We start from the raw sequence: 13,465 nt of genomic DNA, 5'->3' as shown, positions 1-13,465 counted from the left end.
CGCTGAGGTCCGTGAAGGACTCCTTGAGGGAATCAGATTCCCCCAAGGAGTCCTTCACGGCTTTCTACGCAGGCGAGGGCAGCAAGTCGAGCGGTTCCGACCAGGGGCGGCGCGGGTCGAGCCGGTGCAGCCGGACGCCAGCCTCGGTCAACGTGTCGAGGTGCCGCTGCCAGGCCGGATGGTGCTCCCGGGTCGGCTGGATCTGATAAGCGACGACGATGGTGATTCCTGGTGCGCCAAGGACATCGCCTAGCAACGTGAGTGCCTGATTGTCCGCGATCCCCAGCGCCAGCTTCGCTACCGAGTTCGCCGACGCGGGCGCGAAGAGGAACACCTTCGGGTCCGGGTGCGGACGAGGTTCGCCGGGCAGCCGGGACGTGCTGCGCACCGGAAGGTCCGTCGTGGCTTCGAGTTCGCCCAGGCCGCCGGTTGCTTTCAGCCAGCCCCAGGCCGTCGGGGTGAGCGTGATGGCGAGCCGCCAGCCTCGGGCGACCGCTGGTTTTGCCAGCTCGTCGGTGAACCGGGTGTCCAGTCCGCCGCACGAGCTGGCGACCAAACCTAGATCCGTCACGGTTTGCGCAGCACCGCGCAGAACATCGCGTCGGTGCCGTGTCGGTGGGGCCACAGTTGGACGTACGGGCCGTCGCCGAGGTGCGGGACGTCGGGGAAGAACCCCCGGGCGTCCACGATCTCGGACTTGGTGCGGCGGGCGGTTTCGCCTACCACGCCTTCGGTTTCGGCCAGGTGCGGCGAGCAGACGACGTACGTGACGATGCCGCCCGGACGCACCAGGTCCAGCGCCGCCATCAGCAGTTCGCCTTGCAGCTTGGTGAGGTCCGCGACGTCCGACGGCTTGCGGCGCCACCGGGCTTCGGGGCGTCGGCGCAGTGCGCCAAGGCCGCTGCACGGGGCGTCGACGAGGATCCGGTCGTAGCCCGGTTCCAAGCCGGATTCGCGGCCGTCGGCGACGTGCACGGCGACCGGCAGGCCCTCGGTGGCGTTCTCGATCAGCCGGGCGCGGTGCGGAGCCTTCTCCACGGCGTCCACGTGCGCGCCGCTGATCTTGGCCAGTGCGCCGAGCAGCGCCGCTTTGCCGCCGGGACCCGCGCACAGGTCCAGCCAGCGTTCGTCGGAGCCCTCCAGCGGGGCCTTGGTGACGGCGATGGCGCACAGCTGGCTGCCTTCGTCCTGCACCGCGGCAAGGCGTTCGCGCACCGGTTCCACGTCGGCCGGGTCGCCCGCGCCTGCGGGCAGGTGCACGCCGTAGGGCGAGTACGGCGCGGGGTCGCCGCCGGTGATCGCGGCCAGTTCGTCGGCGCTGATCTCGCCGGGGCGCGCGACCAAGTGCACCTCGGGGCGGGCGTCGTCCGCTTCGAGGGCGGCCTTCAGCTCAGCGCCCTTGTCCCCCAACGCTTCCGCGAACGACCGGGCGACCCAGCGCGGGTGCGCGGTGCGGAGCGCGTACGCGCCGATCGGGTCCGTGGCCTCGTCCGGCGTCAGTTCGTCGAGCCACTGCGCTTCGTCCTTTGCGGACACCGCGCGCAGAATGGCGTTCGTGAATCCCGTTGCCCACGAACCGGCTTCGGCGCGCACGAGGTCCACAGTGGACCCGACGGCGGCGTGCTCCGGGATCCGGGTGCGCAGCAGCTGGTAGACGCCGAGCCGCAGCGCGTCGAGCACCACCGGGTCGGTCTTCTCGATCGGCCGGTCGGCGCACGCGGCGATCACCGCGTCGAGCAGCCCCTGCGCGCGGGCCGAGCCGTAGGTCAGCTCGGTGGCCAGCGCGGCGTCGCGGCCGCTCACCCGGCGTTCCCGCAGCAGCTGCGGGAGGACGAGGTTGGCGTACGCGTCCTTCTCGCGCACGGCGCGCAGCACGTCGAACGCCACCTGGCGGGCCGGGTCGATCTCCGGCGGACGCCGCGGTCCTTCTTTGCGCGGAGCCGGACGGCCCCGCTGCGGCCGTGACGGCCGCCGTTCTCCACGCTCGTTCACCGCAGGCGCTCTCCTTCGTCGATCCTCGTGCCGCGCGCCCAGTCGGTGGCAGCCATCCGTTTCTTGCCGGCGGCCTGGACCTCGCCCAGCCGCACCGGTTTCGTCGCCGTGCCCACGAGCACGCGCTTGCGCTCGACCACCAGCTCGCCCGGCCGCGGACCGGGTTCGTCGAGCACGGTGACCGGCCCCAGCTTGAACCGCTCGCCGCGGAACTCCGCCCACGCGCCGGGATCCGGGGTCACCGAGCGGATGTGCCGATCGACCGCCGAAGCCGGGTCCGCGAACGACACCCGCGCGTCCTCGACGGTCACCTTCGGCGCGTAGCTCATGCCCTCGCCCGGCTGCTCGACCGCGCGCAGCGTGCCGTCCTCGATGCCGTCCACGGTGGACACCAGCAGATGCGCCCCGGACTCGGCGAGCCTGCCGAGCAGCGCGCCGGACGTGTCGGCCGGGCCGATCGCCTCGGTCACCACGCCGAACACCGGCCCCGCGTCGAGCTCCTTCACGATCCGGAAGGTGGACGCGCCGGTCATCTCGTCCCCCGCCCGGATCGCCGCCTGCACCGGGGCCGCGCCGCGCCACGCGGGCAGCAGCGAAAAGTGCAGGTTGACCCAGCCGTGCGCCGGGATGTCGAGCGCGGACTGCGGCAGCAGCGCCCCGTACGCCACGACCGGGCAGACGTCCGGCTCCAGCTCGCGCAAGCGGGCGAGAAACGCCGGGTCACCGGCGCGGGCGGGCGTGAGCACCTCGATGCCGTGCTCGTCGGCGAGGGCCCCGACCGGGGACCGCAGCACCTTGCGACCGCGCCCGGCCTGGGCGTCCGGCCGCGTGACGACCGCGACGACCTCGTGCCGCCCGGACTCGATCAGCGCGCGCAACGACGGCACGGCGGGTTCCGGGGTGCCGGCGAAAACGAGACGCATCACCGCACCTCCGGAAGGGAAAAGGGGATTTCAGGCTGGTCGGACATCGGAAGCGAGTCTAGAAGACCCCGCCCCCGGCGGCGCGGCGCGGGCAGCCAGCCGGGGCTGGTGCCAGGATCGGGTATATGACCACGCTGAAGGCGACCCTGCACGACGACCTCACGACCGCGATCAAGGCGAGGGACCAGCTGCGCTCGGCGACCCTGCGCCTGACCCTCTCGGCGATCGGCTACGAAGAGACCGCAGGCGACAGCGCACGCGAACTCTCCGACGACGAGGTACTGAAGATCATCACCCGAGAGCTGAAGAAACGCCGCGACGCAGCCGAGGCCTTCGAGAAGGCAGGCCGCGCGGAGTCAGCCGAACGCGAACGGGCTGAGGCTGAGGTCCTCACCGGCTACCTGCCCGCCCAGCTCTCGGACGATGAACTGCGCGGCTTGGTCACCGAGGCGGTGACGGAGACCGGTGCCTCGGGGATGGCTGGGATGGGTGCCGTGATGAAGGCCGTTCAGCCGAAGATCGCCGGACGCGCGGAAGGCTCCCGCGTCGCCGCCGAGGTGAAACGCCAACTCTCCGCCGGATAGCTCCTCGCCGCCCTCGCCCGCTGGCACTTCGGTCGCGCCCCGCAGTCCGTGAGGGCCACCTTCACGGACTCTGAGTCCCTCAGGGTTCCCCTCACGACCCGCCGCAGTCCGTGAGGGGCTCCTTCCCGGAATCTGATTCCCTCAAGGAGCCCTTCACGGACCACCCCCGCCCGCTCGCCCGCTCGCCGCCGCAATGCGCCCCAACGCCACATTGGGTGCGTCACACGCACCCAATGTGGCGTTCGGTGCGTCACACGCACCCAACGCCACATTGGGGCGCTAGCCCCCGCCCGAAACCGCAACCGGTGCACCCAACGCCACATTGGGGCGCTAGCCCCGACCACCCACCAGCCCGCAGCCGGTGCACCCAACCATCGAGGCACCCACACCACCCCCGCGCCGTAGTCACAATCAGCTTCGGGGTGCCCCACGCAACCACTCAAAAGCAATGTCGCCGCCAGGCGACGAGCCGAATCACCGACCCCCAGGCCACCGCCAAGGCAACACAACCTCAGCGGCCCCCTGCCCCCTCCTCACCGGCTCAGCAGCGGCAATCCACCGCCCGTCGCGCAAACTCTCCACCCCGGTAGAAGCCCCGATCTCCGCAGGCGAAGACGAAAACACCTGCCCCCGTCCCTGCAAATCAGCAACCTCCGGCTGAGCCAAGAACCCAGCCTCAACATCCGCCTTGGCAGAATTCCGCTGAGAAGCCCGAGGAGCAGCAATAGCGTCCTCCAACGACAACCCGCGATCAATCCGCCCCAGCAAAACCTGCAGCACAGTCGTAATAATCGACGCACCCCCAGGCGACCCAGTAGCAAAGAACGGCTTCCCGTCCCGCAAAACCACAGTAGGAGCCATAGAAGACCGAGGCCGCTTCCCAGACCCAGGCAGATTAGGATCCGGAACCCCAGGCGTAACGGGCACGAACGAGAAGTCAGTCAACTCGTTGTTCAACAGGAACCCGCGCCCAGGCACGACAATCCCACTACCGCCCTCCTGCTCGATGGTAAGGGTGTAAGCGACAACATTCCCCCACTTGTCCGCCACCGTAAGGTGAGTAGTGTTCTCCCCTTCATAAGGCGTAGGCGCCCCCACAGAACCAGCACCACAAGGTTGAGGGTGCCGAGGATCGGCAGGCGCGACCGGACTAGTCGCAGCGCGGTCCCGAGAGATCAAACAAGCCCGGCTGTCCGCGAACTCCTGACTGAGCAACTCCCGAGCCGGAACATCCACCACCGCGGGATCGCCGATCCATCGGTTCCGATCAGCGAACGCATACCGCGAAGCCTCCAGGAAATACTGCAGATAGTCCGCCTTGCTGGCCCCGCGCAGATCGTAATTCTCCAGAATATTCAAAGCCTCGCCCACGGTAAGCCCGCCGGACGAAGGCGCGGGCATCCCGTAAACGTCCAACCCGCGGTACTCAGTATGCGTAGGCTCCCGCTCAATAGCCCGATACGCAGCAAGATCCCCCAGAGAAAGCTTCCCCGGACGAACATTCAGGGAAGAAGCAGGATCGACCGGCGGCCGCTGAACAGTCCGGGCGACATCCGCCCCGATGTCCCCCCGGTACAATGCATCCGTCCCCCGCCGCCCCAACTCCCCGTAAGTACCGGCCAGATCAGGATTCCGGAACACCGTCCCCGGCGCCGGCGGCTGCCCGCCCGGCAGGTACAACGACCGGGTGGACGGGAACGCGGCGAACCGTCCGGCATTGTGCGCGACCTGATCATGGAACGTCTGATCAACCACGAACCCCTTGCGCGCCAACCGCTCCGCCGGGGCGATCGACTGCGCGAGCGACCGCGTCCCCCACTTGCGCAACGCGTCACGCCACGTAGCCGGAGTACCGGGCACCCCCACGCTCAACCCGCTGGTCACCGCATCCGCGAACGGCAACGGCTTGCCGTTCTCCACGAACAGGTTCTCGTCCGCGGTCTTGGGCGCGGTCTCCCGCCCGTCGAGCGTATGGACCTTGCCGGTCTTCGCGTCGTAGTACACGAAGAACCCGCCCCCGCCGATGCCGGCCGAGAACGGGTCCGTGACGCCGAGTGCGGCCGCGACGGCGACCGCCGCGTCGACGGCGTTGCCGCCGCCGCGCAGCACCTGCGTGCCGATGGCCGTGGCGTCGGCGTCGATGCTCGACACCGCGCCGAGGTAGCCGGTCGCGACAGGCGATTTAGGAGTGGGAACGGCGGCCGAGGCGCTGGCCGCCCCGGCCGTGGACACCAGGGCGGCCACGGAGAGCACCGCGAGGATTCGCTTTCCGGTCGTGGGCATGCGGGCGAGTCTGCCCCGCGGCAGAACCGGTGTCCACACTCATTTCGCGGCCGCCATCGCCACCGCGGTCAGGGTCGCCAGCCCGCCGACGCCCGCCGCCCCGACGACCAGTCCGGCGATCGCCGCGACCGACGCGGCCAGCTTCACCGCGAGCCCGGCGATCCAGCGCAGCACCCGGATCAGCGCGACCAGCACCACGAGCGCGAGCACCAGCACCCCGGCCGGCACGCCTTGCCCGCCGCTTTGCGCGGCGGCCAGCACGGTGGTCATATCCGCACCTGTATCCGCGGTTCGCGAAGGTCTTCGCGCCCGAACTCGCGCATGTTCTCGTACGCCCGCCTGCGCAGTTCCTCACGGGCCTGAACGCGCTTGCGCTCCGAACCCAGCTGCCACACCCAGCGCCAGCCCGCGGCCGTCGCGATCAGGGAGCCGGCGAGGATCACCAGGAACGCCTGCGCGACAAGCCCGTGAAGCGATTCGAAACTCAGCAGCACCAGCAGCGCCCACACCTGAGCGACGGTGAACGGGACGACCAGAGCTGCCGCGTACACCCCCCGACGCCAGCGAACCGGCTGAGGAGCGGGAAGAAACGGTTCCATGACTGCCTCCCTCGGTGGTGTGTATCCAGAAAACCCCGGCGGAGCCGGGAGATCTGTGTCAGCTGACACGTTCAGCGGGCGAGCCTCCGCAATTCCGCGAGCCGGTGGATGGTCACCTGGCCGCGCGCGGTGCTGATCACCCCCTGGCGGCGGAGTTCCCGCGTCACCCGTGCCCACGATTCGCGCGAAATCGCCGCTGTCATCGCGAGTTCCGCTTGCGTGCCGGGCACCGAGACCTCGATGTCCGTGCCGCGCCGCACGCCGTGCTGCACCGCCAGCTGCATCAGCTGCGCGGCCACGCGGCGGGTGCTCGTCCCGCCGCCGAGATCGAGCCACTGCCGTCCGACGTCGCGCATCCGGTCGGCCAGGACTTGCAGCAGCGCCCAGGAGATCGCCGCCTCGCGCCGGCACAGCGCGACGAACCGCGCGGCGGGCACGACCAGGACGTCCAGTTCGTCGAGTGCCTGCACTGTCGCCGACCTCCGTCCGCCGTCGATCACGGCCAGTTCGCCGATCACGTCGCCCGCGCCGCGGACGCCGATCACGACCTCGCGCCCGTCCGGCGTCGCGTTGGTGATCCGGACGTGCCCGGTCAGCAGGAGAAGCACCACCGAGGCCTGCTCGCCTTCGCGGCAGAGGACGTCTCCGCGCCGGTAGGCCTTGCGGACGGACAGCTCTTCGAACTTCGCGCGGTCCGCGGCGCCCAGCGCCGGCCAGAACCCGATCGTCTCCACAGCGGTCCACCCTCCTCGTCGCCGGCCGGACCGCTCAGGCGATCAGTCCCGCTCCCGGCCGGACGGCGTCAGTGGTGCGGACCCAGCCCCGCGTCCGCTGCCCGCCGACGCGCACGTGGAAGGCGTGGGTGAAAGAGCTGCGGTCGATCCCGGCGTAGCCGTGCCGGACGACCGAGCGGTGGATCGCGTTCGAGACGACGAGCGCGAGCGGGCCGGAGGAGCTGCGCAGCCTGCGTCTCAGATCGGCCGCGTCGAGGAGCCGGCAGGCGATGTCGATGTCCTCGCCGTAGGGCCCGTGCGTGTCGTAGTGCACCTCGCCGGCGTGCACCGAAACGCGCAGCCGGAAGGCCAGTTCGGGATCCTGGTCGCCGTGCCGGGCGAGCAGTTCGGTCAGCGCGGGCACGACGCGGGCGAGCAGCACCGTCTTCGGGACCTCGTCGACCGGCCGGACGAGGCACAGCGCCCCGTCGCCCCGGTCGATGAACGGGTCCCGGAACCGCTCGGTGATGCCCCCGGCCAGGAACGCCTCGTCGAGCAGGTCGAACAGGACCGAACGGAGCCCGGCCCGAGCCGGGTTCGTACGGGTGGTCGACCCTTCGATGTCGACCACCACGATGGCTCGGTGTACTGGTGCCTGTACTGCTGAGGTGTCCATGACCGCCCCCCTATTTCAGGAAGCTATTGAAATCTAGTAGACTTTCACAGCAGCTACTATAAGGGTGGGCCCGGACTGAAACAATGGTGTCGCGCACACGACATCTTTCGTTCAGCCCAGGGTCTGGTCCGAGATTGGCAACCCCTGAACGCTCGCCGACACTCCACCCCGGCCCGTCCGGCCACCCCGGCGTCCCGGGTGTAGAATCCCCGCCATTCACGTCTGACTGAACTTCACTGAAGGGTCTGAAGTCGTGTCTCAGCCCAACCCCGCGCTCGCCGCTCGCCTGCGTACCCTGCGCAAGGAGAGCTGGTCCGACGTGGTGCTCACCCAGAAGCAGCTCGCCGAGGCCTTCGGCGTGAGCAACGGTCTGCTGTCGTCGTGGGAGAACGTGGCGAAGCCGGTGACGCCCCCGCCGCCGCGGCTCGAGGCGTACGCGACCTTCTTCGCCACTCGCCGTTCCGTCCATGGAGCCAAGCTTCACCTCCTGGACATCGGGGACCTGACGGACGACGAGCGCACCGTCCGCAAGGAGCTGCTCGCGGAGCTGCAGGCACTGCGCGGCGACCTCGAAGACCCGCCCGCCCAGCCGGTCTTCGCGCCCGCGAGCCTGTGGCACTTCCCGCCGAACCAGGACATCGTGATCGTCTGCGCGCAGCTGCCGGAGAAGTACCGCATCGCCTACACCGACCCGTCCAGCCCGGACTACGTGAACCTCTACACCTACGCCGACCCGGACGCGCTGATCGAGCTCTACGGCCACATCCGCGCGTGCAACCCGGCGAGCGACGTCACCTTCCGCACCACTGACCAGAACACGACCCTGTCGGCGGACGAGTACACCGCGCACCTGGTGCTGCTCGGCGGCGTCGACTGGAACCCGCAGACCCGCGCGCTGCTCGACCGGGTCGACGTGCCGGTCCGTCAGATCAGCCGCAAGGGCGACGAGGAGCAGCTGGAAAGCGGCTTCGAAGTGACCCGCGCGGACGGGACGACCCGGTTGTTCAGCGCCAAACTCCGCAACGGCGCCCTGATCGAAGACGTCGCGCACTTCTACCACGGCGTCAGCCCGCTCAACCGCAAGCGCACTGTGACCGTGTGCAACGGGATGTACGGCCGCGGCACCCTCGGGGCCGTACGAGCACTGACCGACCAGCGATTCCGCGACCGCAACCAGGCCTACCTCGACCAGCGCTTCGCGGGCGCGGATTCCTTCAGCATCATCAGCCGGGTCCCGGTCTTCGACAACCAGGGGCTCACCCCCGACTGGACCCTGCAAGAAAACCGGCTGCACGAGTGGCCAGAATCGAGCCTCCCATGACCGCGACCGTCGCAGCGCCGGCGCAGCACACGACGCACCAGCGGCTGCTGCATCACGTCGCCGCCGAGGATGCGCCGCAGGCCCAGCTGGACGCGATCGTCGTGCCGAACGGCCGCCCCGCCGCCTACCTCAAGGGCGCTTTCCGCGCGGCCCGCGAGGTCGACGCCACAGTCCTGTTGTTGTGCAGCAAGAGCGCACGGGCGACCGACGCGGTGCTCGCCGCGAAGCGCGCCGGGGCCCGCGTCCGCGCGATCGACACCGACGAAGTCGCTGGCATCCGCACCGTCCCCACCTTCGCGACAAGCAAGCTGCTGCAGGCGAAGCGCCTCGCGCGGCGCACTGACACAAGCTTCAAGCGCAACCTCGGCGTGCTCGTCGCCGACCTCGCCGGATGGCAGCGCATCCTCTTCCTCGACGACGACATCCACCTTTCGCAGCCTGGCGATCTGCGCGCCGCCGCGGGCCTGCTCGACGAATACGCGGCGGTCGGCCTCGCCAACACCGGCATGCGGGACAACTCCGTCGTGTGCCATGCCTACCACGACTCCGGAGGACAGCAGGACACGTTCGTCGGCGGCGGCGCGCTGGCGGTCGGGCGCGACGCGTTCTCCTCGTTCTTCCCGGACATCTACAACGAGGACTGGTTCTTTCTCCTCAGCGGCACCGGGTTGCGTGCCACCGCGGTCACCGGCTTCGCGCACCAGGACGACTACGACCCCTACCGCGACACCATGCGGGCCCGGTCGGAGGAACTGGGCGACACTCTCGCCGAAGGCCTCTACTGCCTGTTGGACAACGGCATGAGCATCGCCGACGCGACAGTTGGGCACTGGGCGAGCTTCCTGGAAAGCCGTCGGGCGTTCATCAGCACCACGCTTCAGCAGGTCCAGGACGCGCCGTACCTGACCGGTGCGTACGAGGCCCGGATGATCGCGGCGCTGAAGGCCGCGCTCGGCCGCAGCCTGCTGATCGAGCCGGACCTGTGCGTCCGGTATCTGCGCGCCTGGCAGCGGGACCGGGACACGTGGCAAACGCATCTGCAGTCGTGGCGTGCGCGGCATGGGGTGCAGGGTGATCCGGACGCCGCCTTCGACACGCTGGGGATCTCGGAGCTCGTGCACAAGTCCTGAAGGTTCACCGCTCGCCGCACGTGCGGCCGGCCAGCGGCGCGGGACGGTCGTCCGGCAGCCCCTTCACCAGGACATGGCAGCGTTCGGCCTCGGAAACCGTGCGCCCGTCGGGCGAAACGTGCTCCGCGTAGCAAACGACGGTGCCGTGGCCCCAGTCTCGGTAGCCGAGGCGGCGGTACAGCCGGGCGGCGCGGGTGTTGTCCGTGCGGACCGCGAGCGCGCCGAGGGCGTGGCCGTGGCCGGCCAGATAGTCCTCGGCCGCGTGCACGAGAGCCGCGCCGATGCCGCGGTTGCGCGCTTCCGGGGCGACTTCCAGGTGAGTCAGCAGCGGAACGCCCGGCAGATGGCCGCGGATCGGCGGTTCCTCGGCGTCTTCGAGCCACAGGTACACGGCGCCGACCGGCCGCGCGGAGCACCACGCGGTGAACAGGACGCCGAGCCCCTTCGCCTGCCGGGTGAACCGGTCCTCGAAGAACCCCTGGTCGCCGAGGATCCCCGCCAGCGCCGCGAGGTCCGCCTGCTCAGCCGGCCGGATCGAGACGTCGCCCATCAACGCCGACTCCTGTCCGCAGGACCGGGCACGGGACACGCGAGCGGGAGGCCGGCCCGGAGCCGGCCCGGGCCGCGGTCCTGATCTTGGCCGCCCGGCCTCAAGAGTAAGTGCGCGCTGGGTAGGCGCGAAGACTGCAGATGCCGCAGCCCGGTACTGCGGACGGAGCAACCGGCTACCCTGCGCGACCGCGCCCCTCCCCCGGTTTCCACCTCTCCAATACACCCCGGGACGAACCGGTTCAAACGGAAATCGCACAGCAGCACGGAAAACCGCTTCCGGGGCGGGATTCAGCGCGGGAATTAGCGGCTGGCTAGATCGGGTTCAGCGGATCCAGTTGCGCGCGTGGAAGTTTGCCCGGTTCGCAGGCCGGTCACGCCCCGCGTTGCCAGGGCGCGCCAGCGGCACCTGTTTCAGCGGCGTCTCGCGGCTGTGTGCCGACGCCAGTTCCGCCAAGCGGCAAACCGGACGGCTCCAACGGAACCCGCACCGGGTCGAGCGCTACCGCTTTCCGCGCCGGAACCGTCCGCGCGCCACCGCCTAAATCAGGTCCAGCGGATCCAGCTGCACCCGCACCGGCTCGACCGCTTTCCGGGCGTCGCGGCGGGCCACCGCGTCCCGCACGACCGTCGCCAGGGCGCGACCGTCCCGGCGGGCCACCCGCACGAGCGCCCGCTCGCGTTCCGCGTTGCCTTCGTCGTCGAAATCGCCCAGCGGGACGGGGCCTAGCACCTCGCCGGTCTCCGGCAGCGGGAGATCGTCCAGCACGCTCGCCACCGCGGCCGGACTCCCCTCGACGCTCGCCATCCGCATCGCGGGCGGGAAACCCAGTTCCCGGCGCTGCTCCAGTTCCTGGCTCGCGTGCCAGCCAGGGTCCCAGCGCACCAACGCCTGCACCACGGGCAGCCCGGCTTCCGCGCCGACGACGACCCGGCCCCCGCTCGCCGCCGGACGGACCAAAGCACCGGCGGCCATCCAGCGGCGGAGAGTTTCTTCCGCGGCGCGCAGATCCTGGCGGCCGAGCAGCGCCCAGCCGTCCAGCAGCAGCGCCGCGCCGTAACCGCCTTCGGCGACCGGTTCCGCGCCTGGTGTGCAGACCACCAGAGCCGGGCGGCCAGGGACGGTCGCCAGCACTTCGGTGGCACCGGAGGTTCGGACTGGCACCCCGGGGAAAGCCCGGCCCAGTTCCTCGGCGGTGCGTTTCGCGCCGACGACGACTGCTCGCAGCCGGACGGAACCGCAAGCGGGGCAACGGAAAGCGGTCTCCGGGACGCCGCACCACCGGCAGGCTGGCGGGCGCGGGGCACCGTCCACCGAACCGCCGGGCAGCGCGAGCGGACCGGCGCAGCGGCGGCAGTGGGCGGGCGTTCGGCATTGGCCGCAAGACAATCCGGGGACGTAACCGCGGCGCGGGACTTGGACCAGAGCCGGTAGTCCGGCGGCGAAAGCTTGGCGTGCCGCTTCGAAAGCGACTGCGGGCAGGCGGGCGACGCGGGCGGCTTCGTCGCGCGCTACGTCGAAGTCTTCGCCGACCGGGGTCACGCGCGGGGCGGCGGCGCGGAGTTCAGTGCGATCGGCCTGGATTTGTTGTGCCCAGCCGGATTCCACCAACAGTTGCGCTTCGGCGGTTCGGGCGAATCCGCCGACCAGGAAGGCGGATTTCGTTGCGTGGGCCCGATCCATCAGCACATCCCGCACGTGGGGGTACGGGGCATGCGGATCCAGGTGCAGGTCGTCGCCATCGTCCCAGACCACGAACAGACCTGGGTCTTTGACCGGGGCGAACATTGCCGCGCGGGTACCGACTACTACGCGGACCGCGCCTCGCAGGACGGAAAGCCAGCGGCGGTATCGCTCTGCCGGTCCCAGACCAGCGATCAGTGCCGCGACGCCTTGTTCTCCGACGAGTTCGATGCAGGCGTCGTGCACTCGGGTCAGGTCGCGGTGGTCTGGGACTACCAGGACCGCGCCCCTTCCCTGGGAAGCTGCGGTGGCGGCTGCTTCGGCTAGGCGGCGGGGCCAGTCTTCGCCGGGGAGGGCTTGCCAGACTGCGTTGGCCGGGCCGCCTTCGGTCACGGCTTCGAGGAAGGCTTCGCCGCGTTGGTAGCGGGCCCAGGCGGAGACATCCGGCGCGGGCGGTGTCGGGGCCGGTTCTGCGGGTGGCTCGGCTTCTGTCTTCGCGTGTCGCGGGGGCAGGGCGAGGCGGAGGACGTCGGAGAGGGTTCCGGCGTAGCGGTCGGCTACTGAGCGGCAGACGGCGTGCAGGGCCGGTGGGAGTACGGGTTCGCTGGAGGTGACTCGTTCCAGGTAGGCGAGTTTGCGTTCGTACTCCGTGGTGTCGGTGCGTTCGATGAGGTAGCCGTCGACTAGCTGGCCGGCGAAGCGCACTCGGACCCGGCAGCCGGGGACTGCGGATTCGTGGAGTTTTTCCGGCACTTGGTAGTCGAAGGTGCGGTCCAGGTGGGCTAGCGGGATGTCGACCGCGATCTTCGCTACGGGGAGTTCCGGGGCTGGGGCTTGCTGGCCCTTGGTGGAGCGGGGTTTGCGGGCGGGTTTCTTCGCCGGGGTGGCCTTCGGCTCCGGGGTGGAGCGCGGAGGCTCCGGGAGGTCCCATAGGGGGGTGGGTTCGGAGCTGGTCACTCGGAGATCTCTACCAGACTGGTCCGACGGTCTTGCCGTGAGCGTCGACCCTGC

The 13,465-nt window shown here is 70.1% G+C and carries 13 protein-coding genes; 3 read left to right on the top strand and 10 right to left on the bottom strand.

The window, feature by feature from the left end; genetic code table 11:
- Positions 1–64: 64 nt before the first annotated feature.
- The 3 genes from ACFORO_RS25410 to fmt are packed head-to-tail and all read right to left on the bottom strand — an operon-like array spanning position 65 to position 2,915.
- The gene (locus ACFORO_RS25410; RefSeq protein WP_354738311.1) at positions 65–571 is read right to left on the bottom strand and encodes a flavoprotein; all 507 of its coding nucleotides are present in this window, start codon (positions 569–571) and stop codon (positions 65–67) included.
- A complete protein-coding gene (locus ACFORO_RS25405) occupies positions 568–1,992 on the bottom strand; it encodes an RsmB/NOP family class I SAM-dependent RNA methyltransferase (protein ID WP_377874155.1) in 1,425 nt (474 codons plus the stop codon). The genes ACFORO_RS25410 and ACFORO_RS25405 overlap by 4 nt, the downstream gene beginning before the upstream one ends.
- Complete coding sequence (gene fmt, locus ACFORO_RS25400) at positions 1,989–2,915, bottom strand: methionyl-tRNA formyltransferase (RefSeq protein ID WP_354738308.1); 927 nt, start codon at positions 2,913–2,915, stop codon at positions 1,989–1,991. The genes ACFORO_RS25405 and fmt overlap by 4 nt, the downstream gene beginning before the upstream one ends.
- Positions 2,916–3,040: 125 nt before the next feature.
- On the opposite strand from fmt, the gene ACFORO_RS25395 reads away from it, so the two are divergent.
- Entirely contained in the window at positions 3,041–3,499 is a 459-nt protein-coding gene (locus ACFORO_RS25395; protein WP_377874156.1) for a GatB/YqeY domain-containing protein, read from the top strand.
- A gap of 474 nt (positions 3,500–3,973) precedes the next feature.
- Here ACFORO_RS25395 and ggt read toward each other — a convergent pair whose 3' ends face one another.
- The 5 genes from ggt to ACFORO_RS25370 all read right to left on the bottom strand — a co-directional run bounded on the left by ggt (position 3,974) and on the right by ACFORO_RS25370 (position 7,770).
- Positions 3,974–5,782, bottom strand: a complete 1,809-nt coding sequence (ggt, locus tag ACFORO_RS25390; protein ID WP_377874157.1) for a gamma-glutamyltransferase — start codon at positions 5,780–5,782, stop codon at positions 3,974–3,976.
- 39 nt (positions 5,783–5,821) lie between these two features.
- A complete protein-coding gene (locus ACFORO_RS25385) occupies positions 5,822–6,052 on the bottom strand; it encodes a hypothetical protein (protein WP_354751158.1) in 231 nt (76 codons plus the stop codon).
- A complete protein-coding gene (locus tag ACFORO_RS25380; RefSeq protein ID WP_354751157.1) occupies positions 6,049–6,381 on the bottom strand; it encodes a hypothetical protein in 333 nt (110 codons plus the stop codon). Before ACFORO_RS25380 ends, ACFORO_RS25385 begins: the two co-directional genes overlap by 4 nt.
- Positions 6,382–6,452: 71 nt before the next feature.
- The gene (locus tag ACFORO_RS25375; RefSeq protein WP_354751156.1) at positions 6,453–7,115 is read right to left on the bottom strand and encodes a Crp/Fnr family transcriptional regulator; all 663 of its coding nucleotides are present in this window, start codon (positions 7,113–7,115) and stop codon (positions 6,453–6,455) included.
- Between the two features lie 34 nt (positions 7,116–7,149).
- Positions 7,150–7,770, bottom strand: coding sequence for a hypothetical protein (locus tag ACFORO_RS25370; protein WP_377874158.1), 621 nt, complete (start codon positions 7,768–7,770; stop codon positions 7,150–7,152).
- A 253-nt stretch (positions 7,771–8,023) separates the two neighbouring features.
- On the opposite strand from ACFORO_RS25370, the gene ACFORO_RS25365 reads away from it, so the two are divergent.
- On the top strand, positions 8,024–9,091 hold the full coding sequence (locus ACFORO_RS25365; RefSeq protein WP_377874159.1) for a helix-turn-helix domain-containing protein: 1,068 nt from the start codon (positions 8,024–8,026) through the stop codon (positions 9,089–9,091).
- Positions 9,088–10,221, top strand: a complete 1,134-nt coding sequence (locus tag ACFORO_RS25360) for a hypothetical protein (RefSeq protein WP_377874160.1) — start codon at positions 9,088–9,090, stop codon at positions 10,219–10,221. The genes ACFORO_RS25365 and ACFORO_RS25360 overlap by 4 nt, the downstream gene beginning before the upstream one ends.
- Before the next feature lie 4 nt (positions 10,222–10,225).
- Here the strand turns inward: ACFORO_RS25360 and ACFORO_RS25355 are convergent, their stop codons facing one another.
- Together ACFORO_RS25355 and ACFORO_RS25350 are read right to left on the bottom strand one after the other, a co-directional pair.
- Positions 10,226–10,771 (bottom strand): GNAT family N-acetyltransferase, encoded by a 546-nt coding sequence (locus tag ACFORO_RS25355; RefSeq protein ID WP_377874161.1) that lies wholly within the window; start codon positions 10,769–10,771, stop codon positions 10,226–10,228.
- Positions 10,772–11,311: 540 nt separating this feature from the next.
- Entirely contained in the window at positions 11,312–13,411 is a 2,100-nt protein-coding gene (locus ACFORO_RS25350) for a primosomal protein N' (RefSeq protein WP_377874162.1), read from the bottom strand.
- Between the last annotated feature and the right edge of the window lie 54 nt (positions 13,412–13,465).

Source organism: Amycolatopsis halotolerans (assembly GCF_042647905.1).
GTDB lineage: Bacteria > Actinomycetota > Actinomycetes > Mycobacteriales > Pseudonocardiaceae > Amycolatopsis > Amycolatopsis halotolerans.
This window is presented reverse-complemented; position numbering and strand designations above follow the sequence as displayed.

Excerpts from the sequence above, each read along its gene's own strand:
- fmt (WP_354738308.1), bottom strand. The coding sequence starts at position 2,915 with ATGCGTCTCGTTTTCGCCGGCACCCCGGAACCCGCCGTGCCGTCGTTG.
- ACFORO_RS25395 (WP_377874156.1), top strand. The coding sequence starts at position 3,041 with ATGACCACGCTGAAGGCGACCCTGCACGACGACCTCACGACCGCGATC.
- ggt (WP_377874157.1), bottom strand. The coding sequence starts at position 5,782 with ATGCCCACGACCGGAAAGCGAATCCTCGCGGTGCTCTCCGTGGCCGCC.
- ACFORO_RS25385 (WP_354751158.1), bottom strand. The coding sequence starts at position 6,052 with ATGACCACCGTGCTGGCCGCCGCGCAAAGCGGCGGGCAAGGCGTGCCG.
- ACFORO_RS25380 (WP_354751157.1), bottom strand. The coding sequence starts at position 6,381 with ATGGAACCGTTTCTTCCCGCTCCTCAGCCGGTTCGCTGGCGTCGGGGG.
- ACFORO_RS25370 (WP_377874158.1), bottom strand. The coding sequence starts at position 7,770 with ATGGACACCTCAGCAGTACAGGCACCAGTACACCGAGCCATCGTGGTG.
- ACFORO_RS25360 (WP_377874160.1), top strand. The coding sequence starts at position 9,088 with ATGACCGCGACCGTCGCAGCGCCGGCGCAGCACACGACGCACCAGCGG.
- ACFORO_RS25355 (WP_377874161.1), bottom strand. The coding sequence starts at position 10,771 with ATGGGCGACGTCTCGATCCGGCCGGCTGAGCAGGCGGACCTCGCGGCG.